Raw genomic sequence first — 23638 nt, 5'->3', positions numbered from 1 at the left:
GGTATTCTCTCTGCCTTCAATCAAACGAAAAGAATTTAAGATCTTGTTCAGTTATGCTTAAGGCAGTTGCCGGCCATAAATCTATCCGTAGGGTCCGCCCATGAACATGCCTCTGCTTGATAACGATGTGCTCCGGAGTTTCGTTGCCATTGCGGAACATGGCACGTTTACCAGTGCCGCCAAAGCCGTTCACCGAACACCTTCCGCCCTGAGCATGCAGATCAAACAGCTTGAGCGGAACCTCGGGAAAACCCTGTTTGTTCGCGAACCCAGGCGTGTCACGTTGACCGCAGAAGGGGAGGTTCTTCTTGATTATGGGCGCCGATTGCTGCGCCTGAATGAAGAGGCCGTGCAGTATTTCGTTTCGCCAACCCTTGAGGGGAAAGTGGGTATTGGCACGTCTGACGATGTGGGTACCCGGATTCTGCCGGAAGTTCTGGCAGAATTTGCCAGATCCTATCCCGCCGTGCTGGTGGATGTCGTGGTTGGTTCGAGCAAACAGAATCTCGCTCGCCTGGACGCCGGGGAACTGGATATGACCCTGGTAACTGTGGCCGATGAGGGGCGTATTCCCCGCGGTGAGGTGGTGCACGAGGAACCGCTGGTCTGGGCCGGGCGAGAGGGCTCATCGGCCTATCAGCGTTCCCCGCTCCCGATTGCCATGGCCCATGAGGGATGTGCCTGGCGGCGTATGACCCTTCGGACACTGGACAAAGCGGGTATACCTTACAGGATTGCCTACACCTGTGAGCATTGTTCCGGCCAGGAGGCGGCAATGCTGGCGGACTTGGCCGTGGCCCCGTTTCCGCAAAGCCTGATCCGCCCGCCTCTGAAAGAGGTAGTCGGTGATACCCTCCCGCAAATCGGATTCTATCAGCTGGCTTTGGTACGGCGGGGTTCAAACCCCCTGAATGATGCGCTCGCGTCTCATGTGAAAGAAGCGTTCCAGGGTCTACGCTAAACGAAGGCGCCACGAATGGACCGTTGCGCACCCCTGGCCCCCGATTTTCAATCAAGGAAACCATAGATGACAGTATATTTCGTCCAGGCGTTTATCTACCTGGTCGCAGCGGTAATTGCCGTGCCCCTGGCAAAACGACTGGGGCTCGGCTCGGTCCTCGGCTACCTGGTGGCGGGTGTGGTGATTGGTCCTGTCACCGGGCTGGTAGGGCAGGAAGCCAACACCATCCAGCATTTTGCCGAGTTTGGCGTCGTTATGATGCTGTTTCTGGTAGGCATGGAGCTCGACCCCAAGGCGCTGTGGGCCATGCGGGTCCGTCTGGTCGGTCTTGGCGGACTGCAGGTGGTGTTGACCGCGGCCGCCGGTATGGCAGTGGCTGCCTGGCTCGGGCTTCAGTGGCAGACAGCGCTTGCGGTCGGCCTGATTTTCGCCCTGTCGTCCACGGCGATTGTCCTGCAGACACTCAACGAAAAGGGATTGGTTAAAACTGAAGGCGGTCGCAGTGCCTTCTCGGTATTGCTGTTCCAGGATATTGCGGTCATTCCCATGCTCGCACTGATTCCGCTGCTGGCGTTGCCGGAACTGATGGCGGCCGGTGGGGCTGCTGAAGACCATGGAAGCCGCTTGAGCCTGGTAGACAGCCTGCCAGGCTGGGCCCATGGGCTGGTTGTGGTGGCGGCCATCGCCGCCGTGGTTGTGGGTGGCCATTACCTGAGCAGGCCCCTGTTTCGGTATGTGGTGCAGTCCGGTTTGCGTGAAGTCTTTACTGCCACCGCGTTGATGCTGGTGATCGGAATTGCGGCCCTGATGAGCCTGGTGAATCTGTCTCCGGCGCTTGGGGCCTTCCTGGCCGGTGTGGTGTTGGCTAACAGTGAATTCCGGCATGAGCTGGAAGCGAATATTGAGCCGTTCAAGGGACTGCTTCTGGGCCTGTTCTTTATTACCGTGGGCGCGGGCATCAATTTTGACGTTCTGGCTGAGCAATGGGGCACGGTGGTGTCCCTTGCGGTGTCCGTGATTGTCGTCAAGGCCGCGATTCTGCTGGGCCTGGCGTTGCTGTTCAGGGTTCATGGCAGTAATGGCTGGCTGTTCACGCTATCTCTGGCTCAGGCTGGTGAATTTGGCTTTGTGCTTCTGACCTACAGCGTCCAGAACAACGTGATTCCTGTGGAAACCTCCCAGATTCTGTCCCTGGTAGTCGCGCTGTCCATGTTCCTGACACCGTTGCTGTTTATTGTCTATGACCGGCTGGTGTTGCCGCGCTACCGGCGATCCCAGAACGATGAGCGGGAGGCGGATACCATCGACGAGCAGGCGCCGGTTATCGTCGCCGGAGTTGGTCGTTTCGGCCAGATAGTCTGCCGGTTGTTGCGGGCCAACAATGTCCCGATTGTTGCGCTGGACCATGAGATTGAACAGATCGAGAACCTCCGGCAAATCAATATCAAGAGTTTCTTCGGTGACGCCAGCCGGCCGGATTTGCTGGAGACCGCCGGCATCGAACAGGCCCGCTTGCTTGTGGTGGCTATCGACGATCGGGACCGTTCGGTCCAGATGGTGGAGCACGTAAAGCAGTTTTTCCCCGGTGTCTGGGTGTTGGCACGGGCTTTCGACCGGGGGCACGGCTACCGGTTGAGGGAAGCAGGTGCCGATGATGTCGTGAGTGAAACCTATCATTCGGCACTTGAACTCGGTGGTCATGCCCTGACCGCCATGGGTGTGCACCCGATGCGTGCCCGTCAGATGACCTGGGCCTTCCTCGACAATGAAAAAGCCCACGAGGATGAGCTGTTCGACGCCTGGAAGGAAATCGAGGAGGGCATCCGGTTCAGCCCCCGCTACGGTGAGTTATTCATGAAGCTGGAAGAAGCACTCAGCAGTGCCATGCAGAGTGATTGGGATGAGCCGAAGCAGGAGGATGTCCCTGTCTGGAGACCGCCTGAACGCTGACATGGAGGCATCGCTGGGCTAAATTATTGTCTGGGCGCCTCGAGAGGTCAGTATGGTTTCCAGGAAAACGCTTGTTGTCTCGGGAATGGTTTTTGCCGGATCCTGCCTGGCCGCCGAATCGGGCCAGGGCGATTGTATTGCCAGCAGTATCCAGCCGGAAGCCATTGATCTGGACAAGCCGAGAGATCAGCTCGCCCGCCAGAGCGATCTGGTGATTCCCGAGGATGCACGCATCGCCAGCATCCGCGTTCTTCGCCGTCCCATCTTTGATACCACCGATCCTGAGCAGGACAACGCGCTCTATCGAACTCTTAACGCGCTCAACACGCCTACCTGGGAGTCCGCCCTGCGTGCCCAGTTGGTGTTTGAAGAAGGAGATGTCTTCAAGCCCGAGCTTATCTCCGAATCCGAGCGGGTGCTGCGCCAGCGTGAGTATTTGACCGCTGCCTGGGTAGGCGTAACCCGGGTTTGTGGCAACGAGGTTGAGGTAAGCGTGCTTACCAGGGATACCTGGACATTGTTCCCGAGCGTTGGGGTATCCCGATCCGGGGGCGAAAATACCACCAACTTCGGGTTGTCTGATCCCAATTTTGCCGGGTCAGGCAAGAGCCTCGGCATCGGCTATGCGAAGGACCCGGACCGCACCGAAACCAGTCTGTATTTTGATGACCCGAACGTACTGGGTTCGCATTGGCAGGCGGGGTTCTCGTTCGATGAGAGAAGCGACGGCCGGGGCCGAGGCGCCTACCTTGAGAGGCCTTTCTTCAGCGAGACCACCAACTGGCGTTTTGGGTTGAGCGGCATCGATGACGTAAGGGAAGAATCCCGCTATGTCGGCGCGGAGGCTATTGCCGATTATCGGCGCAGCCAGGAGTTCTTCAGTATCGATGGAGGCTGGCGCCTGGCCGAGAGGAACGATCGGCAACTGAGGTTGCTCGCCGGCTACCGCTACAATGCACTCATGTTCGACCGTTTGCCCAACGAACCCGATCTCGACATCTTTCCAGACGACAGGACCCTGAGTTACCCCTGGATTGGCTTTGATTACCGCCAGAACCGTTTCCGTGAAATGACCAACCTGACCCGGCTCCAGCGGGTGGAAGATGTGCGGGACGGTTTCGTTTGGCGGACCGAGCTGGGCTACTCGGGCAGCGGGTTGGGTGCCACGGAAGACCGGGTGGTTCTGAATATGGATTTCCAGGATGCGCTGCATGCCTCGGAGACCAACTACGCCAGCTATTCCCTCAGCCAGAGCGGCACCTACCGTCTCGACGAGGATCGGGTGGAAAACCTGCTGGGCACAGTGAGCGTTCAGTACTTCCATGGCGGCTCGGAGCGCTGGAACAGCTGGTACACCAATCTCGCGTTCACCGCAGCGCACAATCTGACAGCCGATCAGCAACTGCTGATTGGCGGGGAGAACGGCCTGCGTGGCTATCCCAGCGAATACCAGCAGGGTAACCGCAGGCTGCTATGGACCCTGGAGCGGCGCTATTTTCCGGACTGGCATCCGTTCAAGCTGTTTCGGGTTGGTGGTGTAATCTTCACCGACGTCGGCCGGGCCTGGTTCACTGACGAACGGAACAGTGGGCCGGACGAAGGTGTTCTGAAGGATGTTGGCTTCGGCATGCGGCTGGCGTCCAGCCGCATTGAGGTGCAGCGTATGCTGCACCTCGACTTCGCCTTTCCCCTGGATGGCGACGACAGTATTGATGATTTTCAGGTTCTGTTGCGGGGCAGAAGCCAATTCTAGAGCCCCCGCTCACCAGGTATCGACGAATTTCCCGCCTTCCCCAGACTGAATGCCGGAAGTGGAACTGAGCCCGCGTATCAACCACGCCCGCGTTTCCTGCGGGTCGATCACCGCATCAATCTCCAGATAACTGGCCACGTTGAGCGCCTTGCCTTGCTCATAGGCTTTGGCGACCAGAGTATCGAACATCTTCTGCCTTGATTCCTCATCAGGCTGGGCGGCCAGTTCTTTGGCAAAGCCCAGGCGCACGGCGCCTTCCCAGCCCATGGGCCCGAACTCACCGCTGGGCCAGGCGGCCGTGAAGAAGGGGGTGAGCATGCTGCCCGCTGCCATGGCCTGGGCGCCAAGACCGTACGCCTTACGCAGAATCACGGTGAAGAAAGGCACACTGAGCTTGGCTGCCGCCACGAACATACGCGAGATGTGGCGAATGGTGGCCTGTTTTTCGGCGTCAGGCCCCACCATGAAGCCCGGTGTGTCACACAGTGACAGGATCGGAAGGCTGTGGGCATTACAGAGCTGCATGAAGCGGGCAGCCTTGTCACCTGCGCTGGCATCGACCGCTCCGCCCAGGTGGGCCGGGTTGTTGGCGATCAGGCCCATGGGACGACCTTCAATACGGACCAGAGCCGTGATCAGGCCTGGCGCAAATTGGCTGCGGAGTTCCAGGACACTGTCCTGATCGGCCAGGGTTTCGATAACCTGACGGATATCGTAGACCCGCATGCGGTTTTCCGGAATCAGGTGGCGTAGCCGTCGTTGATCGTCGCACTGCCAGCCTTCCAACGTGCCCTGAAAGTAAGACAGATATTTCTTCGCCACACTGACCGCTTCAGTTTCGTCCTCGACCAGGACATCAATCACACCGTTGGGCCCCATGACGGACACCGGCCCCACTTGTTCCGGGCTGAACCGCCCAAGCCCGCCGCCTTCGATCATGGCGGGTCCCGCCATCCCCAGATTGGCGTCTCTGGTGGCAATGATGGTGTCGCAGCAGCCAAGCAGTGCAGCGTTGCCCGCATAGCAACGGCCGGACACAATACCGAGCGTGGGCACGACGCCGGAGAGCCGTGCCATGCTGACAAAGGTATGACAGTCCAGAAACGAAACGCCGTTGGCGTCGGTGTCGGATGGGCGACCCCCACCGCCTTCCGCGAATAGAACCAGGGGGATTCGCCATTGCTCGGCCAGAGCGAGAATTCGGTCTGCCTTGCGGTGATTTGCCAGCCCCTGTGTGCCTGCGAACACCGTGTAATCGTAGGCCATGGTGGCGCAACGCCCGGCTTCGGGGCCAAATGCCGGCGCGTTCACGGTGCCAATGGCGGTAATCAGGCCATCCGCCGGGCTCATTTCAGCCAGCTTGTCCGCCGAACGTCGGCGTCGCTGTGCCGCCAGTGCAAGAGCTCCGTATTCATTGAAGCTGTCGGGGTCGAGCAGGTCTTCAACGTTCTCACGAGCGGTTCGCTGAGCAGTTTTACGCCGCTTTGCGACCGCCTCCGGTCGGCGCTGGTCAGTCAGCAGGTCATGACGCTCCAGAACCTCGGCGAGATCGGCCCGGATGTATTCCAGATCAACCGTCTCTTCATTCTGAATGCCGCCGGCCTCGACATTGGCTGGTTCCAGATAGACCAGTGCCTGCCCGTCGTTCACCGTTGTCCCTGGTTCTGCGGCAATAGCGTGGATGATGCCGGAGTTGGTTGCCTTGACCACAAACTCCATTTTCATGGCTTCAAGCACCGCCACCGGGTCGCCGATGGCGACGGAATCTCCTGGTGTCACATCGATACTGACAACCGTGCCTGAACTGGGCGCCTCAATGCCGATGGTGCCCGCCGGTGCGGCGATGGCGCCCGGGCTTTCGTCGACCGCCGAGGCAGATGCGTTGCCAAAGTGCAGGTGCGGGTGAGCGGTTTTGGTCGCTTCCGGGATCAGGTGTTTCAGGTTGTCTTCGACAAAGCGGGTGGTAACAGCCCAGGTTTCCACGCCGGAATGGCGGACCAGATTCTGCAGCAGACCAATATTGCTGCTGACACCGGTTAGCCGGAATTCGCACAGGGCGCGATACAGCCGCCGAAGTGTTGAAGGGTAATCGCCGCCATGGGCAACCAGCTTGGCGAGCAGGGAGTCAAACGAAGGGCTGATGGTGTAACCGGTGTAACCGTAGCCATCGACCCGTAAACCCGGGCCAGACGGTGGCTCGTAGGTGCTCAGTGTGCCGGTGGAGGCGGTGGCATGACCATCGGCGTGGAGCGTTTCGCAGTTGATTCGCGCCTGAATCGCGAAGCCCCGCACGGTGGGTGCCGAATCAAGAGCCAGATCAGTGAGGCTTTGGCCGCCAAACAATTGCAGCTGGGTTTGAACGAGATCAACGCCGGTAATCTCCTCGGTGATGGTGTGCTCTACCTGGATGCGGGGATTGGCTTCCATGAAATAGAAACGGCCGGGGTGGTCCTCGTCCACCAGAAACTCAAAGGTGCCGAGACCACGGTAGTTAACGGCGCCGGCCAGTTTCAGGGCGCTGTCGATCATGGCATCCCGGATCGAGGCGTCCAGTAAAGGACTCGGTGCAATCTCGATCAGCTTCTGATTTCGCCGTTGCAGGCTGCAGTCGCGTTCCCAGAGGTGACTGACGGCTCCGGTACCGTCGCCGACTATCTGGATTTCGATGTGCCTTGCCCGAGCGATCAACTGCTCAACGTAAAGTGAGCCGTTGCCGAACGCTGCCTGAGCCTCGGACTGGCAGCGCTGGAAGGCCTGCTCAAGTTCTGTTTCGGCGTGAACCGCCCGCATGCCGCGGCCGCCGCCACCGGCAATCGCTTTGATCATAAGAGGCCCGTGCTCGTCCAGGAAGGCGCGGGCCTCGGTGAGGCTCACCGATCTGTTGATTCCCTTTATCAGGGGAACCTCGCAGCGCTCTGCCAGGGCCCTGGCAGCCGACTTGTCACCAAACCCCTCCAACACGTCGAGCGAAGGGCCAATAAAGATCAGCCCGGCCTGTTCGCATGCGCGGGCAAAACCGGCGTTTTCCGCCAGGAATCCGTAGCCAGGATGGACCGCCTCGCAGCCATGGGCCTTTGCGACGTCTATCAGTTGCGCTCCATCCAGGTAAGCCTTTACGCCATGGCCCGTTAAAGCCACCGCCTCATCGGCCATACGGGTATGCAGGCTGGCGTCGTCGTCTTCAGAGAATACGGCCACAGACCGCAATCCCAGTTCGCTGCAGGCTCGGGCAATGCGGATCGCGATTTCGCCGCGATTGGCAATCAGTACGGAGCGAAAAGTCATGGTGCCTTGTTCCCCGGGGTGTGATTTTTATTTTGGGCGACAGAAGCCACCATCCTAGAAACGGCATCCGGATCAGGCAAATGAATTTGTTTGAGGGTTGGTTATGAATGCGCTTGATGACTCAGGTTTCAGGGCTCGTTGGTTTCGTTCTGTTGCTTATCCGGAGCCCCAGGATAACCACGAGGGCGCCAAGCCAGATGCCAACTGAGTAGCGCTCGTTGAACCAGATTACGCCAATCAGTAACCCGAACATGGCGGCGACTGCGCCGAGCTGACTGTAGAAAACCGGATTGGAGCGACGCTGTAGTTCAAAGGCGCAGAGGTAGGTCAGCGCAGTTAAAAGGCCCTGCAGAATGACAATACCAAGAAGGTAAGATCCTGTGCCTACGGGAAAAATGGGCGTCCCAGCCAGACCTGCAAACAGACCAAGTGTCATAGCTGAAGCCAGCAATGTGCCTGCTGCGAGGACCATGGGCTTTACTGCATCAGGCCATGCCACTGAACGGTAGACGTTACCGATAGACAGCATGGCTGGGATGATCAGGCCCATGGCGAACCAGAGAAGGTTCGGGCTGCTGATCTCAGAATGACGTTGCAGCACGATCCAGGCGCAGGCAATGACCGCAATCGATAGCCCGGCCAGTTTGATCCAGCTGCGTTTTTCGAGCCCCATGCCAGTGGCGATCAGAAACGTAAATATTGGTGGCAGGGCATACATGATGCCCGTGAATCCTGCCCCCAGTTTTGTCACCAGATAAAACCCGATGACATTCGGGACCGCGATGCCGGTCAGACCGCTGATAAGAAAATAGCGGCTCAGGCGACGTTCCAACAGAGAGCGGCGTTTCTGGGAGAATACCAGCAGAACGGATCCTGCAATAAGCGTTTGCCAGAAAGCATAAGTGACGGCCGGCATACCCTGGGATGTTGCGGCTTTTGCCAGCGCCAGCATCAAGGCGATCAGGAATCCATTGGCCAGCAGGAGGCCCCAAACTGCGGCCTGGGGCGGGAAAAGCGAACGCTGCATAGAGGCTATCATCACTAAGTGCTCCGGGTTGTGAGGGGCATTACCGTGAGCCAGTTTGCCGTAATTGATTAAGTTGATAACTGGGCGCATTCGAACAATACTTCTTCCAAATCGGAAATAATCAGGAGCGTTCAGTGGCCACCGACAAGCTGGTAGCGATGAACATCTTCAGGCGAGTGGCGGAGCTGGGCAGTTTTACCCGGGCTGCGGATGACCTGGAGATCACTGCGGCGACGGTCAGCAAACACATCGCTTTTCTGGAACGGGACCTCGATACGAGGCTGATCAACCGAACCACTCGCCGAATGAACCTGACCGATGCGGGGTTTGCCTTTCTCAAGCGTACCCAAGCCCTTTTGGATGAACTGGAAGACGCAGAACTGGAGGCAAGAGGGTTTCAGGCGGAGCCAAAGGGGACAATAAGGCTGAATGTGCCAATGTCTTTCGGGCTGACCCACATCTCAGAGGCTATCGACAGTTTTCTGAACCGCTTTCCCGAGATCGATATCGATTTGCAGCTCAGCGATCGGGTGGTCGATCTGGTGGAGCAGGGCGTTGATATCGCCATCCGGGTTCGCAGTTCCCTGGCGGATTCGAGCCTGATGGCCAGACCACTCAGAAAGTCCAGGAACATCGTTTGTGCATCACCAGAGTATCTGAAGGATGTCCCGGAGATTCATGCCCCATCGGATCTGGCCAGGCATAATTGCTTGACGTTTACTCTCCATGACAGGCCGAGGGTTTGGAAGCTCGGTGATCAGGAAGTGATGGTCAGTGGCAACTTTCGAACAGACAGCAGTCTGGCAATCCGCCAGAGTCTTTTGAGTGGGGCTGGCATCGGTTACCTCCCACGCTTTTTGGTGCAGGAAGATATTGAATCAGGCTCCTTGATTCCTCTGCTTCCCGACTATCCACCCGAACCCTACACTGTATTTGCCCTTTTCCCACCCGGGCGTAAGCAACCCACGAAGGTCCGTCTGCTACTTGATCACCTCGATCAGCATCTGGGAGAGAAGCCGTACTGGGAATAGCGGCAATCTCGCGGCTAATCTTCTTTCTTTCCTTTATTGTTTCCGTTTTGGAAAATATATAGTTCTGTTCAGTCTGTTTTTTGGGCGTTTACGCACCCCTAGAGTTGCTACTTCAACCTGAAGGAGGCAACTCTATGAACCATCGCACTGCACTTTTCCAATCCACCTTTCTTGCCACTATTCTGGCACCGGCCATTGTGTTGGGCGCTGATGTGGCTTCGAGCCCCTGGGGGCCGAATGATGAAATTGGCCGCCTGAACATGATCACCCCGGAATCGCGAAAAGCGGCGCTCGATAACCTGAACCCAGAGAAAACCTATGACCTGAGTGTCGAGTATTACATCGGGATGCCCAGTTGGCAGGCAGCAGGGGATCCACATTTCCAGATGTGGATGACCCATACCCCTAAAGGCACCCAGGTGGACGACCCTATGTCGGTAGGCGACAAGATGAACGCGCATGTCAGTTATACCGGCTCAGCGTTTTCCATGTATGCGCATACCGGTACCCATATTGACGCGCTCAATCATTTCGGCCTGAACGGCAAAGTCTGGAATCATTTTTCCGCTGATGAGCATTTGGGCGACCGGGGTTGGAATCGGACAGGCGTTGAGAAACTGCCGCCGATTGTTGCCAGGGGCGTGCTGCTGGATATTCCCGCGGCAAAAGGCCTTGACGAGCTTTCGCCCGGCTATCGAATTACGCGGGAAGATATCAAATACACGTTGACCGTTCAGGGGACCGATATTGCCCCCGGAGACGTGGTGCTGATTCGCACCGGCCGCATGCGGCATTACAGCGATGGAAGCCGCTTTATGACCAATGCGCCCGGGCTGGGAATGGATGCGGCGCGCTATTTGGCCGGAGACAGACAGGCATTGTCGCTGGGCGCTGACAATCTCAGCTTTGAGGCATTTCCTTCCGAAGACAGCGAAAACTACGTGCCCGTGCACACCTACCTGCTGGCACAGCAAGGAGTAACGATTATGGAACTGGTCAACCTGGAGCAGCTGGCAGAAGACAAGGTGTACGAGTTCGCGTTTATTGGAACACCCCTAAAGATTCGTGGCGGAGACGCCGCGCCGTTGCGGCCCATTGCAATACCCTATACCTCTGCTCGTTAATCGCCGGTCTTTGACTCTTTACTGGAGATTTCACTATGAACATTCACGAAGCCCTGGACTGGCGTTACGCCGTCCGCGAATTTTCGCCCGAGAAGCTTGGTGCCCATACGGTGGAAACACTGGTTGATGCGGCTCGCAAGAGCGCCTCTTCCTATGGACTGCAGCCCTATAAAATTCTGGTCGTCGAAAGCAAGTCGGTTCGACAGGATTTGCTGGCCTACTCTTTTGGCCAACAGAAAGTGTTGGACTGCTCTCACTTGATCGTTTTTGCGGCGCAAACGGATATTGGTGACCACACGGTCGACAGGTATGTCACGCAGTTTGTGAAAACCCGCGACGTACCTGCCCAGGATATCTCCGGCTATGTGGCGCACATGAAAGAGGCGCTTGCAGCCAAATCCCGAGAAGAAAAACGGGTGTGGGCGCACCAGCAGGCCTATATTGCCCTGGGGACCCTGCTCACTGCGGCAGCTTCAATGCGAGTAGATAGCTGCCCGATGACCGGTTTCGATCACCAAGCCTACGATGACGTACTTGGACTGGCAAAACTGGGCCTTGAGACTACTGCCATCGTTGCTTTGGGTTACCGTAGTGCCCGTGACCGAACCTCCGGCTTACCGAAAGTACGTTTTGATTACGACGATCTGGTGATCAGCGTGTAAGTGATACCCGGTCGATTTGGTGGTCTGGCTGGTGTTCCTTGTCTATAGGGTATAGGTTCGGAAGAACGGCAACACATTTTCGAGCTTACTGCCGTTCAAGAGGAGCACCAGCTCTATGAAGGTTTTTTCCAACCCGGTTGGTTCCGGAAATCTGTGGTTTGACAATCTCACCACGGCACAGGGCACACCGGTCGCGTACGATCCACAGGCCAGGTCTTTCGTTCCGATGCCGCCCTTTTGCGCGAACCGGGACATCATCGGCTGCAACTGGATTGCGCCTGAACAGGGGGCCTTCTGTCGTTCCTGCGCGATGACTGCTCTGGCGCCCGACCCCAATATTCCTAACGCCATGCCCAATTGGGCCGAGACAGAAGCCTCCAAGCGCTGGGTGCTGGACAACCTCGGCCGTTGGCACTGGTTTCGCCCTGAGGATCCGGGCACGCGCCCGGTTTTCCACATGTTGGCCGAGGGGCTGACCCCGGTTGCCATGGGGCACGCGAACGGCGTGGTAACCATCAGCGTCGCAGAGGCGGATCCCGTGGTTCGTGCTACCCGACGGCAGGCCCTGGACGAACCCTATCGAACCATGGTCGGCCATATGCGCCATGAAATCGCCCACATGCTCTGGTGGCGCCTGAGCTTGCGTGAAGACTTTCTGGATGCGTTCCGGGAGATGTTCGGTGATGAACGCGCCGATTATCCGGCGGCCCTTGAGCATCACTACCATAACGGCCCGCCGCAAGACTGGCGACTGTTTTACCTGACCAGCTACGCCTCGGCACACCCGCACGAGGACTGGGCGGAGACTGCGGCACACCTGCTGCACCTGACGGACATCACCGACAGCCTGGTGTCATCCGGTCTGACCTCGCCCGAGGTGCCGAGACAGGGTTGGGATCCCTACTCGGAGCCCGACACGGCCATGCTGATCAATGTTGCTGCGTCACTGGCCATCCGGGTTAACCATGTGAACCGCTCCATGGGACTGTCTGACCTCTACCCGTTTGTCCTGTCCGAAACGGCGCAGCGCAAGCTTGCGTTCGTGCACGACTGGTTGCGCCGCGGGGCCCAGGGCCTCTAGTCCAGGTGAGTGCCGGTCAATCAGACCGGCGACACGCCAAAGAGCCACTGGTGGGCCCACACCACCATGACCACATACACGGCAAGGCCGCCAACGATCGCAATGACATCATTGGCTTTGGTCGCTGGCAACGTTGTGATGGCGCGCTGGGTTCTGCGCTTCATGGAGATCCGGTCGGCTACCGCCCAGGCAAGGAAGGAGCCGAACAGCAGAAGGTCGTGGAGCATCCCGTTCGCCAGAAGGTGAGCCAGAGCCCAGAGCTTGGCGGCAATGAGCATGGGGTGCTTCAGTTTTGCCTTGATCTTACCCGGCAGGTAGGTGGCAAACAGCAAAGGGAAAACAGGCACCAGAAGCAGGAAGGCCACATGCTTGAGCCAGGCGGGCGGCATGTAGATCACCGTCGGATCCATCCGGGCGGCGCCGTAACCCCAAACGATTAGAACCAGACCGACGATGGACACCACGGAATACAGTCCTTTGAAGGCTCCCTCGCCCATGGACGCGTTCAGTCGGTTGCGCAGGGGCTCGTTTACGATTGAAAGCGAATGCACGCCCAGAAACAGAATGAGACCAACGATCAGTGTGGTCATTTGCAAAACTCCTTTTGGCTTGAGCGACAGGGTTGTCTGATTGGCAGGACGCTTTCCTTGGAAAGCCCATTTGGTTGAAATCCAGATAAGTATAGGAAACCGGGACAGCAGATGCCTGAGCGTTTATGATCGGCGATCTGATTCACCGGATTGAAAAGGCGCCCATGAAGTCTCCCACGGTCACTGTTGTACTGGTATCTGCCGCCCTGCTGTTTGTTCTCTGGGACCAGACCCGCGAACAGCCCGACCCCATCGACGCAAGCCGCCTTTCCAACTTGCGGGCCAATCCCGTTGAACTCAGTGCTGCAGTCGACTGGATTTTCGGGCAGATTCCGGACTTCTGCTCGGATGTTACGGGCGAGGGTAGTGGCGCGACGGCCCAGTCTGATTGCGTCGAAAAAGCCGAAGCTCGAACCTCTACGTGTCGGCGGATGCTTTACGATAGATTCCCGAGTGTTGTTGCCTCGGAGGCGGTATTCCGGGATGTTTCGCTCACGGCCATGGCGTGTCTGGTGCCCCGATCAGGAATCGTGAACTAGCCAACGGTTCTTCCCGATAGTTACAGGATCCCAATTGCATGCCCATCTCTGCTCACTATGGTTTGACGGTACTGATCTGGGGGCTGACCTGGACAGCGATTCGGCTGCAGGTTGAAGCAGCCCCTGTCGATATCTCCGTGTTTTACCGGTTCGTTATGGCCTCTGTGGTGACACTGGTGGTTCTTGCCATCGCGCGCAAATTGGAGAGGCTTACCCTGAAACAGCACGGCTGGCTGGTACTGCAGGGAGCGACCCTGTACAGCATCAACTTCCTTCTGATCTATCGTGCGGCAGAATCGATGACAAGCGGTCTGCTGGCGGTGGTATTTTCCCTGGCCGCGCTGTTTAACGCCCTGAATGGCTGGCTCTGGTTGCGATTGCGGCCCACCGCTCGGCTGTATCCGGCAATCTCTCTGGGGATCACCGGTGTGGCCCTGCTGTTCTGGCACGATTTGCAGCTGGGTAACGCCACCGCCACCAGCATTTTGTTCGCCATTGCAGGAACTTTCTGGTTCTCCATGGGTAACCTGGTCAGCATCAAGGTGCGGATGTCACAGGTGCCGCTGTTCCTGGCCAACGCATGGGCCATGGTTTACGGCGCGGTGATTCTTGGCATCTGGTGCCTGTTGCAGGGTGTGGAATGGGTGGTGCCCACTTCAGCGACATTCTGGGGAGCGACTGTATTCCTGGCGGTGCCTGGCTCCATCATTGCGTTTTATTGCTACATCACGGTCATCCAGACTCTGGGCGCTGACAAGGCCGGCTACGCGACGGTGCTTTTCCCTGTGGTTGCCCTGAGCGTTTCGACCTGGCTCGAGGGCTTCGAATGGACAGCAACGGCTGTGTTGGGAGCATGCCTGGCGCTGTTGGGGAACTATGTTTTGTTTCGCTCCGCTAAGGCGTAGCGCTGGTGTAGCTCGCGGATGGCGTCTGCAAGAGCGGGGAAAGGACCCTCAGTAGGAACACCCGGCACCACCTGATTGATTGGCAAGGTTGCCACGGGTGGTGGCGCCACATGCAGCTCGTCCAGCCAGCTTGAAAGCTGCTCTGACGAGCTTGCATAAACAATGCGGCCGAGCCCCACCCAGCCATGAGCGGCTGCGCACATCGGGCAGTGTTCGCCGGAGGTGTATACCGTTGAGGCGGCTCGCTCATCCGGGGTCATGTTGGCAGCTGCCCAACGGGCTATTGCGAACTCGGGGTGCTGGGTTTCGTCTCCACCGGCAGTCTCGTTATGGCCCTCGTACCTGACGGCACCGGTTTCATCCACCAGCACGGAGCCAAAAGGCGGGTTTCCGCTGTCCACTGCCATTGACGCTAACTCCACACAGCGGGCCAGGTGTTTCATTTCGGTTTCGTAGATCACGCTGCCTCCTTCATTGACCTCGTGCGTCCAGGTAATGCATCCAAAGCATACGAGCGGCTACGGCTCGCCACGGCTTCCATTGTTCCGCAAAAACAAGTTGTTCATCTCTGGTTGGCCGGGCCTCCAGCTGTTTGATGTCCTGTAGCGCGGATGCCAGAGCCAGGTCTCCCTGAGGCCAGACATTCGCTCGCCGGAGCGCCATCATGTAATAGACGTCGACGGTCCAGGGCCCGAGACCCGGTATATCCAAAAGGTGGCTTCGGCCCTGCGCATCGTCAAGGGTGTCAAGCTTTAAGAGTTCCAGCGCACCGCTGGCAACCCGATTGGCGAGCTCGACGCAGTACCGGGCTTTTTGCCGTGTAAGCCCGACTTGCCTCAGCTCAGACTCGCCAGCCTTTTGGACCAATTCCGGGGTTACCGATCCTAGATGCGACGCGAGCCGCTGAAACATGGTGGCCGCGGCTTTGATCGAGACCTGTTGTTCCAGAATGATATGCACCAGTGAGGCAAACCCCGGCTCTCGAGCCCAGAGTGGCGGGTACCCAAGCCGGTCCCGGATCCTGTATAAATCGGAATCTCTCTCGGCCAGAACGTCAACGCCCATTCTCAAGGTTTCGTCATTGATCGTCTTTCGTTGCATAAACTCCTTTTTGCCTAATGGAGGGCCGATTGCTGGTCTCCGTTCAGGATCTGTTGTTGCACAAAGGAGCGAGCTTGCTCTGGCAGTGTATGCCGTCGATCTTTAGTTCCGCCATCATTCAATATCCGAAGACATGATGCCAATTTGTACGAAACAGCCCCTCCTTGGTTCTCAGGACCGAGCCCTGGCGAACCGGGGGCGTCATTCCCATAAGGATATGCCCTTAGAGTCGAAAGGAATCCTGGTATGGGTAGGATGCGTAACACTCAGTGCTTTCAATGACCAACCAATGAGGTGAAGTCACTATGAAATTAACGCTTAAACACACCGTTGCTGCAGTCGCACTCACTTTTATTTCTGGCGTTGCAATGGCGGCCGAACACGTCGTTGAAATGAAGAACTCCGGCGCTGACGGTGCCATGGTCTTTGAACCGGGATTTGTTAAGGCCGAGCCTGGCGATACCGTCAAATTTGTCCTGGTCGATCCAGCCCACAACTCAGTGTCCGTAGAGGTGCCTGAGGGTGCTGAAGGCTGGCAGGGAGCCATGAATGAGGGTATCACGATGACCCTGAACGAAGAGGGTGTATACGTTTATAAATGCACGCCCCACGCCGCGTTGAACATGGCCGGTGTCATTCAGGTAGGCGAAGCTGTCAACTACGACTCTGCGAAAGCCGCCGTGGATAAGCTCACTGCAGCCGCTGCAACGAACAAGGACCGTCTGACCGGTTACTTTGAGCAAGTCCAGAAGTAAGTCAATCGGGATAGAGGCCGCTCACATTACTGCGCGGCCTTTTCTATTTTAATCGAAGACAATTCGATTACGGCCGTCCCGCTTCGCTTTATAGAGTCGCTGGTCGACCAGATCCAGGAAATCGGCGATGCGGTCGTGGCGTGAGGGAATCACAGTGCCTATTCCCATGCTCATAGTAACCTGTTTACTGTGCGGGCTGTCTCCCTGGGGAAGTTGTTCCTCAAGAAGCAACTGACGGCAACGTTCAGCCACACTGATGGCAGCTGGCGTGTCCGTTTCGGGCAGGATGATCACGAATTCCTCACCACCGAACCTTGCCACGAAGTCGCGGGGCCGTTGGGCCCCGTTCTCCAGTAGCGTAGCGATTCGCTTGAGACATTCATCACCCTGCAAATGGCCGTTAAGATCGTTGTACGCTTTAAAATTGTCGATATCGAGCAGTATGACTGACAGAGAAGACTGGTGTCGGATGGCGTCGTTCCAGTTCTCGTTCATGACGGTATCAAACATTCGGCGGTTTGCGACGCCGGTGAGTCCATCCTTGTAAGAATACTCTTCCAATTTCTTCTGCAGAGCGACCAATTCGTCTTCGGTTTTCTTGCGCTCGCTGATGTCGAACATAAAGCCGATCAGAGCCTCGACATCACCGTTATCGTCACGCAGTACATGCACCACATCCCGCAACCAGACGTATTCTCCTCGTTCGGTGAGGGCCCGATAGTCCGCCTCATGATCGACTCCGGCCTCGGATTGCGATACGCAGAAATTGACGACCCGCTCCCGATCCTCGGGGTGCATGCGGGTGGCCCAGTCGTCTACGGTTAGCCAGCTGTCCTGGGGCCAGCCGAGCAAGGCTTCAATCTGGGGCCCTATGTACTCGAATCGCATGGTTCGCCAGTTGATTTTCCAGGGAATCGCTTTGGTTGACTCCAATAAGGTTCTGTAAACGGAGCTATCTTCAACCAGTCCAGCGGGGTTGTCACTCAATTCATTGTTCTCCGATTACCGAGCCAAAGCAGCTCTGTGTCTGCGTGATGAACGTAATAGAAACATTGTCTCCTACAGTTAAGATAAACCAGTCCCGGCAACAAAAATACCGCTTTTGGCGCTTCGCATGAGCACCAACCCGGGTGGCGATAACGTTGACAGAGACATCGTGCTGGGGACGCTGTTGTGCCTGGCGAGCGGTCAAGTAGCCACCAACTGGTTCGATCAGTTGGTGGACCACGAGGCGATAAAAGAGGGGGTGACCGCGCTGATCAGCGTGGCAACCGCTCCCAGATAGTCACTTCTGAGAGGGTATGCTGGAACTTGTGCTGGGTTTCGCGGATCACGAAAGGCACCTTTCTCGGCTCACTGACTAACCGGAAATGCTCTGAGAGGTGCTCCTTCAGGCCATCCAGCGTGGTGTGGTTCTCACCATCCTTTTTGAAACCGCCAATCCACTCTTCCTTCGGCGTGTGTTCCTCCAGCCAGGTGTAGGGTGAAGCAATAACCAACAGCCCACCGTCGTTGATTCGCTCGTGAATGCTGTCCAGAAAACGCCTTGGGCGGTAGAGGCGATCAATAAGGTTGGCCGCCAGAACAAGGTCGTAGCCCGAGTACTGCGGTTTCAGGTTACAGGCATCCCCCTGGTAGAAGCTCACGTTCTCAGAACATTCCTCGAGGCCAAGTTCTTTGAGCGTTCGGGTGTGATAGCTGACCAGTTCGCCTTCCTCTGCAAGTGCATAGCGAATGGAGCCTTGCTCGGCCATTTCCACGCCCAGCCTGATAAAGTTGGCTGAGAAATCGACGCCTTCCACCTGGTCAAAGCGCCTTGCCAGCTCGAAACTGGACCGGCCACAGGCGCAGCCCAGATCCACTGCTTTGCCGGTGGGCTTGCCATTCATGGCACCCAGGGCCAGATCCGCCAGGGCCTTCGGAAAGTTTTCCACGCCAAACCAGGTGTCACCGAAGTGGAGCTCCGCGTATTCAGTCAGCAACCGGTCGCTTTCGTAGTAGGCATTGGGTTGCACCGCTTCGCTTTCCGAGTCGATGTAGCGGAAGCCGGGCAGGAAGATGCTCCATGGTCCAGGTGCAGGTTGGCGTTGGCAGGGTCGTTGTCCACCTCTTTGATACCGGTTTCCTCCCGTTTCCACTCGCAAAAGGCTTTTGCTTCGTGGTAATTGACTTCCACCGGCCAGTCCCACGGCATCTCCACTTCCTCGGTCATCAGTCGCAGGTGCCACCCATTCTGCCAGCGCCAGAACGTTGGATGCCTGGCCTTGGCGAATTGGCGCCAGGCGCAACCTTCTTCACTCCAGAACCGGTCTTCCTGGTAACCGCCAGCTTCAACAAACGCCAGGAATTCCTGATTGCTGACCAGATACTGACTGGCCCTGAACTCATCGACCTCGGCTTCATGCTCGCCGTATTCATTGTCACAGCCGTAGTAGGCGTCATCGTAGGGTTTGCCGATTGAAACTGTGCCGGCTGGCACGGTGATCAGCTCGTTTTCCGGCGCTTCACCGGTTTCACGAATCGGGGCCCCTTCCGGCTGCGGGCGGACCATTGCCAGATCATGCTGGCGGATCAGTACAGACGAGGTCTCCAGATGGATACGCTCGTGCTCGACGCCCATGACGATGGGCCACCAGGGGCTCTCCCAATTGATTGGCAGGCTGAGCGGCAGTGTTTCGATCAACTCGAGAACGGTGGCCCGGACTTTGGCCCGGTAATCCATGACTTCGGCGACGGTAGGCCAGTCGTAATGGTCCTCGTCCAGATCGTCCCAACTCATCTCATCGACACCCACTGCAAAAATCGACTCCATGCGCGGATCGATGCGCTCGGGTAGCAGCTTGGCCAGAACCAGCTTGTTAACGAAGAATGGTGCGGTGTGGCCAAGGTAGAAAATGAGGGGGTGTCTCAGAGGGATCGACTTCTGGAAGTATCCGGCGTCCTCAGCAAACCTGTCGTGCGGCACGCCGCTCTGGATGAGAAGGCGGTTTCCGGTATTGGCACTGTCATTGTCGAACACGTCCTTTGTTTTTTTACCCACATGCATACGTTTCGATGGTCAGGGATGGTTCAATTCTCCCTGCAAACCGTTTAGAGCTTCCCTGTGGTCAAAATGTTACACGCCAGCTTCTTTCGCCAGGGCGACTGTCCGGGGCGCGCACCAGCTGCACCGAGGAGAATCGCCGTAGTAACGGACGGTTGATCAGGTTCAGGGCAGCCATGAACGCAATGTTGGCGGCGAATAGAATGGCAAACGTGCTGTTGGAGAGGCCAGACCATTCCTGGTAGATGAACGGGGAATGGGTGATGAACAACAGCATGGTGCTGAAACACAGAACCTGAATGCCGATAAAACGCATGGTGGTTTTATGTCTGAGCACCAGCAGGTAGTTGGTCACCAGGGACCGAATCGGTGTGGTGGTCGGGATTCGAGGCTGGGGCTTCGGAAAAAGCGCAACCTGCAGGGTCAGGACAAGAAACCCGGCGTAGCCCGCCAGCATGAGAAGTATCCACTGCCACTCGCCAAGCGCCAACATGAGTGACCCCAGCGAGGGTGCTGCAGCGGGCGCTATGAACGTGATCAGCCCAATGAGGCCGAACAGCCGGGCGGCATCCTGACCGCTGACCTCGTCCCGGATAATGGCGGGAACCGATACCGCACAGAACGCCCCGCCGATCCCTTGAGCGATCCGCCAGAACACCATGTCTGACAGAGTATCTGCCAGCGACACCATGACCGCACCGGCCATGAATATAAAGAGCCCGCCGAACAGCACGGGCGGCGGTTTTCATCGGAGCATGCGTATTTTCAGAAATCCCCGTGCATGAACCGCTCACTTCCTGTAGCCTGCGCGGCTTTTTCTTCCAGAGGCAGACCTTATGACCGTGCAATCCGAATCTCCCCCGCAAGCCAGAAGTGGGCCACTGACAGACAGCGATCCCGTTGTTCTGGTGCTAACTATCGGCTTCATACTTCTGTTCGTAGGGGCCTCAATATTCGACAGTAGCTATGTGGCCGACCTGATCGGAAGCGGGTTTGCGTGGACCGCCACCTATCTGGGCTCCTTTTTCCAGTTACTGCTGCTACTCACGTTCTTTATCGCCACTGGAACAGCCCTGAGCCGGGCCGGCGCCGCCCGAATCGGCGGACTGGATCGACCTGAAATTGGCCGTTTCCGGTGGCTGTCGATGATCATGTGTACCTTGTTGGCCGGTGGCGGGGTGTTTTTTGCCGCTGGTGAACCGGTTTACCACTTTGTTGTTACGCCTCCGGCTTTTAATACCGAAGCTGGCTCCGCCGCAGCGGTCGCCCCCGCCATGGCCCAGTCGTTCACGCACTGGGGATTCCTGGCCTGGGCCGTGCTCGGCTCCCTGACAGCTCTGGTCCTGACCCGGGCCCACTACGGCCAGGGCAAACCTTTGCAACCAAGAACGCTGCTGTACCCGGTATTCGGGGAGAAAGTCATCCAGGGGCGCGTCGGCGGTGTCATCGATGCCTTCTGTGTGATTGCCGTGGTGGCCGGCACCGTCGGGCCCATCGGTTTTCTCGCCACCCAGATGAGCTTTGGGTTGCATGAGCTGTTCGGAGTCTCTGACGGATATGGCACCCAGTTGACCGTGCTGGTGGTGCTGGCTGGCGTTTACATGACCTCTGCCATGACCGGTCTGCACAAGGGCATTCAGTTGCTGAGCCGTTTCAACGTGATATTGGCACTGGTCATTGCCGGGGTAATCTTTGTCTTCGGCCCCACGCTGTTCCTGGCCAATACCTACACCCAATCGATGGGTGAATACGTCACCTCGTTCTTTGCCATGGCCACTATGACCGCGGAAACGGCTCCGGCCTGGTGGATGAAATGGTGGACGGTGTTTTTCTTTGCCTGGTTCATTGGTTATACGCCGTTGATGGCCGTGTTCGTTGCCAGAATTTCCCGGGGCCGGACCGTTCGTGAAATGGTTCTGGCGGTGGCCGTTCTGGCCCCCATCGCGACCACCATCTGGTTCACCCTGCTGGGAGGCTCCGGCATCTATCACCAGCTTGCCGGTACCTTCGATCTGACCGAAGCACTGAACAACTTCCGCTTTGATATTGCCACACTGACCGTGGCGCAGGCCCTGCCCGGCGGCACCTGGATGGCGGCTGCGATTCTGTTGCTGACAACCATTTTCGTGGCCACCACCGGCGACTCCATGAGCTATTCCATTGCCATGGTCGGGGCTGGCCATGACGAACCGAACCCATGGATCCGTGTGTTCTGGGGTGGTGCCATGGCATTGATGGCGGCCATTCTTCTGTACATGGGCGCCGGCCAGATTGGTGTGCTCCAGCAGTTCATTGTGCTGACAGCCATTCCGGTTTCACTGATTATCCTCCCCTCGCTCTGGACCGGACCGAAAGCTGCCATGGCGATGGCACGGGAGCAAGGGCTGGTCTAGGCTTTTACGGGGCTGAGCGGAATACAGGGATGTGTTCGCCTGCCCACTTTTCTGATTGAAAGCTCGGGGAGGGCAGATGCTGGAATCGTTTGAAGCCGGTTTCAAGGCATGGTTGTGGCCGGGTTTTACGGCGATTCTCGCAGTTGCTGCGACCTATGTCGTGTACCGACTGGCTCTGGCAGTCTTTCGGCATTTTTCAGGGTCCAGGACGGTCATTCGCCTGTTCCTCGATGCGGCTGCCCGGGCGCTCGGTGTTGTTTTCTGTCTGCTCACCCTTGCAGGTTCGCTGGCGGCCGCACCACCGGATCTCCCGTTGATGGCGGCGATTCAGCAAATCACCACCCTTCTACTCATCCTTGCCATCACCTGGGCGGCCGTTCGACTGACATCGGCCATTGGCGAGGTCATTGTCGCGCTCAATCCAGTGCTGGAAGGGCATTGGAAGCGGGCGCGCAAGGTCGAGACCCAGACCCGATTCCTGGTCCGCGCACTTAATATTCTCATCGTGATCATCGGCCTGGGCGCTGCCCTGATGACCTTTGAATCGGTTCAGCACATGGGCGCCAGCCTTCTTGCCTCCGCGGGTGTCGGCGGCCTTATTCTCGGGTTCGCGGCCCGTCCTGTGTTGAGCAACCTGCTGGCCGGTATGCAGATCGCTCTGACCCAACCTTTCCGTATAGACGACGTGCTGTATGTGCAGGGCGAGTGGTGCTGGGTAGAGGAAGTGACAGCCACCTATGTGGTTTTGCGGGTCTGGGATCTGCGTCGCCTTGTAGTGCCACTGCAATGGTTTATCGAGAACCCGTTCCAGAACTGGTCCAGGAATACCGCAGAGTTGCTGGGAACAGTTTTTATCTGGGTCGACTACACCATGCCGGTTGAACCGCTCCGGCAGGAATTCACTCGTTTGCTCAATGAATCGGGGCTCTGGGATGGCGAATTTTCCTCGGTGCAGGTGACCGATTCCAGTGATCAGGCCATTCAGGTGCGTTTTTTGATGAGCGCCGCCAACTCCAGCAAGAACTGGGACCTGAGATGTGCGGTCCGGGAGGGCATGGTAACCTTCATTCAGGAACACTACCCGGCTCAGCTACCTAGGCTTCGAGCCCGAGTGGTTGAAAACTGAGCCTTGGTTGAGCGCTTGAAGGCCAGGCGAGATCAGAACTTATAATTTAGCCCCACCGCAAACAGGTACGAGGATTCATCGTAGAAGGTCAGGTTGGATTGGGTGTCGCCAAAGCCGGCAAAAGAAATAAACGACCAGTCCTTCCAGCCCATGAATTGCGGGTACTCGTAAGCTGCAAGCAGGCTGAGCTCATCATCAGAACGCTTTTATTGAACAACGTGCTGGCGCTGCCATCGACGTTAAAGTTGGACGTTGAAGAGATGATCCCCGCATTTAGCGAGACTTCACCACTGAATCCCTTTTGCGGAGGCG

At 57.5% G+C, this 23638-nt stretch carries 23 protein-coding genes; 13 read left to right on the top strand and 10 right to left on the bottom strand.

Annotated elements, in window-relative coordinates; translation table 11 throughout:
* Window positions 1-100 precede the first annotated feature (100 nt).
* The 3 genes from MDHKLMBL_RS08600 to MDHKLMBL_RS08590 all read left to right on the top strand — a co-directional run bounded on the left by MDHKLMBL_RS08600 (window position 101) and on the right by MDHKLMBL_RS08590 (window position 4664).
* Entirely contained in the window at window positions 101-961 is an 861-nt protein-coding gene (locus tag MDHKLMBL_RS08600) for a LysR family transcriptional regulator (RefSeq protein ID WP_104270611.1), read from the top strand.
* A 66-nt stretch (window positions 962-1027) separates the two neighbouring features.
* Entirely contained in the window at window positions 1028-2911 is a 1884-nt protein-coding gene (locus MDHKLMBL_RS08595; protein ID WP_104270610.1) for a monovalent cation:proton antiporter-2 (CPA2) family protein, read from the top strand.
* A gap of 52 nt (window positions 2912-2963) precedes the next feature.
* Complete coding sequence (locus MDHKLMBL_RS08590) at window positions 2964-4664, top strand: BamA/TamA family outer membrane protein (protein WP_104270609.1); 1701 nt, start codon at window positions 2964-2966, stop codon at window positions 4662-4664.
* A gap of 9 nt (window positions 4665-4673) precedes the next feature.
* Here the strand turns inward: MDHKLMBL_RS08590 and MDHKLMBL_RS08585 are convergent, their stop codons facing one another.
* Window positions 4674-7949 (bottom strand): carboxyl transferase domain-containing protein, encoded by a 3276-nt coding sequence (locus tag MDHKLMBL_RS08585; RefSeq protein WP_104270608.1) that lies wholly within the window; start codon window positions 7947-7949, stop codon window positions 4674-4676.
* Window positions 7950-8070: 121 nt separating this feature from the next.
* Window positions 8071-8988 carry a DMT family transporter gene (locus MDHKLMBL_RS08580; protein ID WP_227497797.1) on the bottom strand — a complete coding sequence of 306 codons (918 nt, stop codon included), beginning with the start codon at window positions 8986-8988 and terminating at the stop codon, window positions 8071-8073.
* Between the two features lie 122 nt (window positions 8989-9110).
* Between MDHKLMBL_RS08580 and MDHKLMBL_RS08575 the strand changes: the two genes are divergently transcribed.
* The 4 genes from MDHKLMBL_RS08575 to MDHKLMBL_RS08560 all read left to right on the top strand — a co-directional run bounded on the left by MDHKLMBL_RS08575 (window position 9111) and on the right by MDHKLMBL_RS08560 (window position 12874).
* The gene (locus tag MDHKLMBL_RS08575) at window positions 9111-10007 is read left to right on the top strand and encodes a LysR family transcriptional regulator (RefSeq protein ID WP_104270607.1); all 897 of its coding nucleotides are present in this window, start codon (window positions 9111-9113) and stop codon (window positions 10005-10007) included.
* A gap of 134 nt (window positions 10008-10141) precedes the next feature.
* Window positions 10142-11131 (top strand): cyclase family protein, encoded by a 990-nt coding sequence (locus MDHKLMBL_RS08570; RefSeq protein ID WP_062781477.1) that lies wholly within the window; start codon window positions 10142-10144, stop codon window positions 11129-11131.
* A gap of 35 nt (window positions 11132-11166) precedes the next feature.
* Window positions 11167-11793 (top strand): NAD(P)H-dependent oxidoreductase, encoded by a 627-nt coding sequence (locus MDHKLMBL_RS08565; protein ID WP_104270606.1) that lies wholly within the window; start codon window positions 11167-11169, stop codon window positions 11791-11793.
* A 115-nt stretch (window positions 11794-11908) separates the two neighbouring features.
* Window positions 11909-12874 carry a zinc-binding metallopeptidase family protein gene (locus tag MDHKLMBL_RS08560; protein WP_104270605.1) on the top strand — a complete coding sequence of 322 codons (966 nt, stop codon included), beginning with the start codon at window positions 11909-11911 and terminating at the stop codon, window positions 12872-12874.
* A 20-nt stretch (window positions 12875-12894) separates the two neighbouring features.
* Here the strand turns inward: MDHKLMBL_RS08560 and MDHKLMBL_RS08555 are convergent, their stop codons facing one another.
* Window positions 12895-13464, bottom strand: a complete 570-nt coding sequence (locus tag MDHKLMBL_RS08555; protein ID WP_104270604.1) for an NnrU family protein — start codon at window positions 13462-13464, stop codon at window positions 12895-12897.
* A 125-nt stretch (window positions 13465-13589) separates the two neighbouring features.
* Between MDHKLMBL_RS08555 and MDHKLMBL_RS08550 the strand changes: the two genes are divergently transcribed.
* On the top strand, window positions 13590-14003 hold the full coding sequence (locus MDHKLMBL_RS08550) for a hypothetical protein (RefSeq protein WP_104270603.1): 414 nt from the start codon (window positions 13590-13592) through the stop codon (window positions 14001-14003).
* A 38-nt stretch (window positions 14004-14041) separates the two neighbouring features.
* On the top strand, window positions 14042-14908 hold the full coding sequence (locus MDHKLMBL_RS08545) for a DMT family transporter (RefSeq protein ID WP_053112811.1): 867 nt from the start codon (window positions 14042-14044) through the stop codon (window positions 14906-14908).
* On the opposite strand, the gene MDHKLMBL_RS08540 is transcribed toward MDHKLMBL_RS08545, so the two are convergent.
* A complete protein-coding gene (locus MDHKLMBL_RS08540; protein ID WP_176443066.1) occupies window positions 14878-15369 on the bottom strand; it encodes a nucleoside deaminase in 492 nt (163 codons plus the stop codon). The two genes, MDHKLMBL_RS08545 and MDHKLMBL_RS08540, sit on opposite strands and share 31 nt — an antisense overlap.
* Window positions 15370-15379: 10 nt before the next feature.
* Entirely contained in the window at window positions 15380-16009 is a 630-nt protein-coding gene (locus tag MDHKLMBL_RS08535; RefSeq protein WP_053112810.1) for a DNA-3-methyladenine glycosylase family protein, read from the bottom strand.
* 305 nt (window positions 16010-16314) lie between these two features.
* Between MDHKLMBL_RS08535 and MDHKLMBL_RS08530 the strand changes: the two genes are divergently transcribed.
* Window positions 16315-16764 carry a pseudoazurin gene (locus tag MDHKLMBL_RS08530; protein ID WP_104270602.1) on the top strand — a complete coding sequence of 150 codons (450 nt, stop codon included), beginning with the start codon at window positions 16315-16317 and terminating at the stop codon, window positions 16762-16764.
* Window positions 16765-16812: 48 nt separating this feature from the next.
* On the opposite strand, the gene MDHKLMBL_RS08525 is transcribed toward MDHKLMBL_RS08530, so the two are convergent.
* Window positions 16813-17751 (bottom strand): GGDEF domain-containing protein, encoded by a 939-nt coding sequence (locus tag MDHKLMBL_RS08525; RefSeq protein WP_053112808.1) that lies wholly within the window; start codon window positions 17749-17751, stop codon window positions 16813-16815.
* Window positions 17752-17878: 127 nt separating this feature from the next.
* Between MDHKLMBL_RS08525 and MDHKLMBL_RS08520 the strand changes: the two genes are divergently transcribed.
* A complete protein-coding gene (locus tag MDHKLMBL_RS08520) occupies window positions 17879-18049 on the top strand; it encodes a hypothetical protein (protein ID WP_176443065.1) in 171 nt (56 codons plus the stop codon).
* On the opposite strand, the gene MDHKLMBL_RS20975 is transcribed toward MDHKLMBL_RS08520, so the two are convergent.
* From MDHKLMBL_RS20975 to MDHKLMBL_RS08510, 3 genes are all read right to left on the bottom strand, one after another.
* Complete coding sequence (locus tag MDHKLMBL_RS20975; protein WP_199185496.1) at window positions 18024-18779, bottom strand: putative 4-mercaptohistidine N1-methyltransferase; 756 nt, start codon at window positions 18777-18779, stop codon at window positions 18024-18026. The genes MDHKLMBL_RS08520 and MDHKLMBL_RS20975 overlap by 26 nt on opposite strands.
* Complete coding sequence (gene ovoA, locus MDHKLMBL_RS20970) at window positions 18740-19804, bottom strand: 5-histidylcysteine sulfoxide synthase (RefSeq protein ID WP_199185495.1); 1065 nt, start codon at window positions 19802-19804, stop codon at window positions 18740-18742. The genes MDHKLMBL_RS20975 and ovoA overlap by 40 nt, the downstream gene beginning before the upstream one ends.
* Before the next feature lie 67 nt (window positions 19805-19871).
* Window positions 19872-20540: an MFS transporter gene (locus MDHKLMBL_RS08510; protein ID WP_227507813.1), complete on the bottom strand. Its 669-nt coding sequence runs from the start codon at window positions 20538-20540 to the stop codon at window positions 19872-19874.
* A 103-nt stretch (window positions 20541-20643) separates the two neighbouring features.
* Between MDHKLMBL_RS08510 and MDHKLMBL_RS08505 the strand changes: the two genes are divergently transcribed.
* Together MDHKLMBL_RS08505 and MDHKLMBL_RS08500 are read left to right on the top strand one after the other, a co-directional pair.
* A complete protein-coding gene (locus tag MDHKLMBL_RS08505; RefSeq protein ID WP_104270601.1) occupies window positions 20644-22200 on the top strand; it encodes a BCCT family transporter in 1557 nt (518 codons plus the stop codon).
* A 76-nt stretch (window positions 22201-22276) separates the two neighbouring features.
* A complete protein-coding gene (locus tag MDHKLMBL_RS08500; protein WP_053112807.1) occupies window positions 22277-23326 on the top strand; it encodes a mechanosensitive ion channel family protein in 1050 nt (349 codons plus the stop codon).
* Window positions 23327-23358: 32 nt separating this feature from the next.
* Here MDHKLMBL_RS08500 and MDHKLMBL_RS21340 read toward each other — a convergent pair whose 3' ends face one another.
* On the bottom strand, window positions 23359-23478 hold the full coding sequence (locus tag MDHKLMBL_RS21340; RefSeq protein WP_008172339.1) for a DUF2860 family protein: 120 nt from the start codon (window positions 23476-23478) through the stop codon (window positions 23359-23361).
* Window positions 23479-23638: the final 160 nt, after the last annotated feature.

This window comes from Marinobacter flavimaris, assembly GCF_002933295.1.
Taxonomy (GTDB): Bacteria; Pseudomonadota; Gammaproteobacteria; order Pseudomonadales; family Oleiphilaceae; genus Marinobacter; species Marinobacter flavimaris.
The sequence above is the reverse complement of the archived record's forward strand: the minus strand, read 5'-3'. Positions and strand labels throughout refer to the sequence as shown.

Excerpts from the sequence above, each read along its gene's own strand:
- MDHKLMBL_RS08600 (WP_104270611.1), top strand. The coding sequence starts at position 101 with ATGAACATGCCTCTGCTTGATAACGATGTGCTCCGGAGTTTCGTTGCC.
- MDHKLMBL_RS08595 (WP_104270610.1), top strand. The coding sequence starts at position 1,028 with ATGACAGTATATTTCGTCCAGGCGTTTATCTACCTGGTCGCAGCGGTA.
- MDHKLMBL_RS08590 (WP_104270609.1), top strand. The coding sequence starts at position 2,964 with ATGGTTTCCAGGAAAACGCTTGTTGTCTCGGGAATGGTTTTTGCCGGA.
- MDHKLMBL_RS08585 (WP_104270608.1), bottom strand. The coding sequence starts at position 7,949 with ATGACTTTTCGCTCCGTACTGATTGCCAATCGCGGCGAAATCGCGATC.
- MDHKLMBL_RS08580 (WP_227497797.1), bottom strand. The coding sequence starts at position 8,988 with ATGATAGCCTCTATGCAGCGTTCGCTTTTCCCGCCCCAGGCCGCAGTT.
- MDHKLMBL_RS08570 (WP_062781477.1), top strand. The coding sequence starts at position 10,142 with ATGAACCATCGCACTGCACTTTTCCAATCCACCTTTCTTGCCACTATT.
- MDHKLMBL_RS08565 (WP_104270606.1), top strand. The coding sequence starts at position 11,167 with ATGAACATTCACGAAGCCCTGGACTGGCGTTACGCCGTCCGCGAATTT.
- MDHKLMBL_RS08560 (WP_104270605.1), top strand. The coding sequence starts at position 11,909 with ATGAAGGTTTTTTCCAACCCGGTTGGTTCCGGAAATCTGTGGTTTGAC.
- MDHKLMBL_RS08555 (WP_104270604.1), bottom strand. The coding sequence starts at position 13,464 with ATGACCACACTGATCGTTGGTCTCATTCTGTTTCTGGGCGTGCATTCG.
- MDHKLMBL_RS08550 (WP_104270603.1), top strand. The coding sequence starts at position 13,590 with ATGATCGGCGATCTGATTCACCGGATTGAAAAGGCGCCCATGAAGTCT.
- MDHKLMBL_RS08545 (WP_053112811.1), top strand. The coding sequence starts at position 14,042 with ATGCCCATCTCTGCTCACTATGGTTTGACGGTACTGATCTGGGGGCTG.
- MDHKLMBL_RS08535 (WP_053112810.1), bottom strand. The coding sequence starts at position 16,009 with ATGCAACGAAAGACGATCAATGACGAAACCTTGAGAATGGGCGTTGAC.
- MDHKLMBL_RS08530 (WP_104270602.1), top strand. The coding sequence starts at position 16,315 with ATGAAATTAACGCTTAAACACACCGTTGCTGCAGTCGCACTCACTTTT.
- MDHKLMBL_RS08520 (WP_176443065.1), top strand. The coding sequence starts at position 17,879 with ATGAGCACCAACCCGGGTGGCGATAACGTTGACAGAGACATCGTGCTG.
- MDHKLMBL_RS08505 (WP_104270601.1), top strand. The coding sequence starts at position 20,644 with ATGACCGTGCAATCCGAATCTCCCCCGCAAGCCAGAAGTGGGCCACTG.
- MDHKLMBL_RS08500 (WP_053112807.1), top strand. The coding sequence starts at position 22,277 with ATGCTGGAATCGTTTGAAGCCGGTTTCAAGGCATGGTTGTGGCCGGGT.
- MDHKLMBL_RS21340 (WP_008172339.1), bottom strand. The coding sequence starts at position 23,478 with ATGGGCTGGAAGGACTGGTCGTTTATTTCTTTTGCCGGCTTTGGCGAC.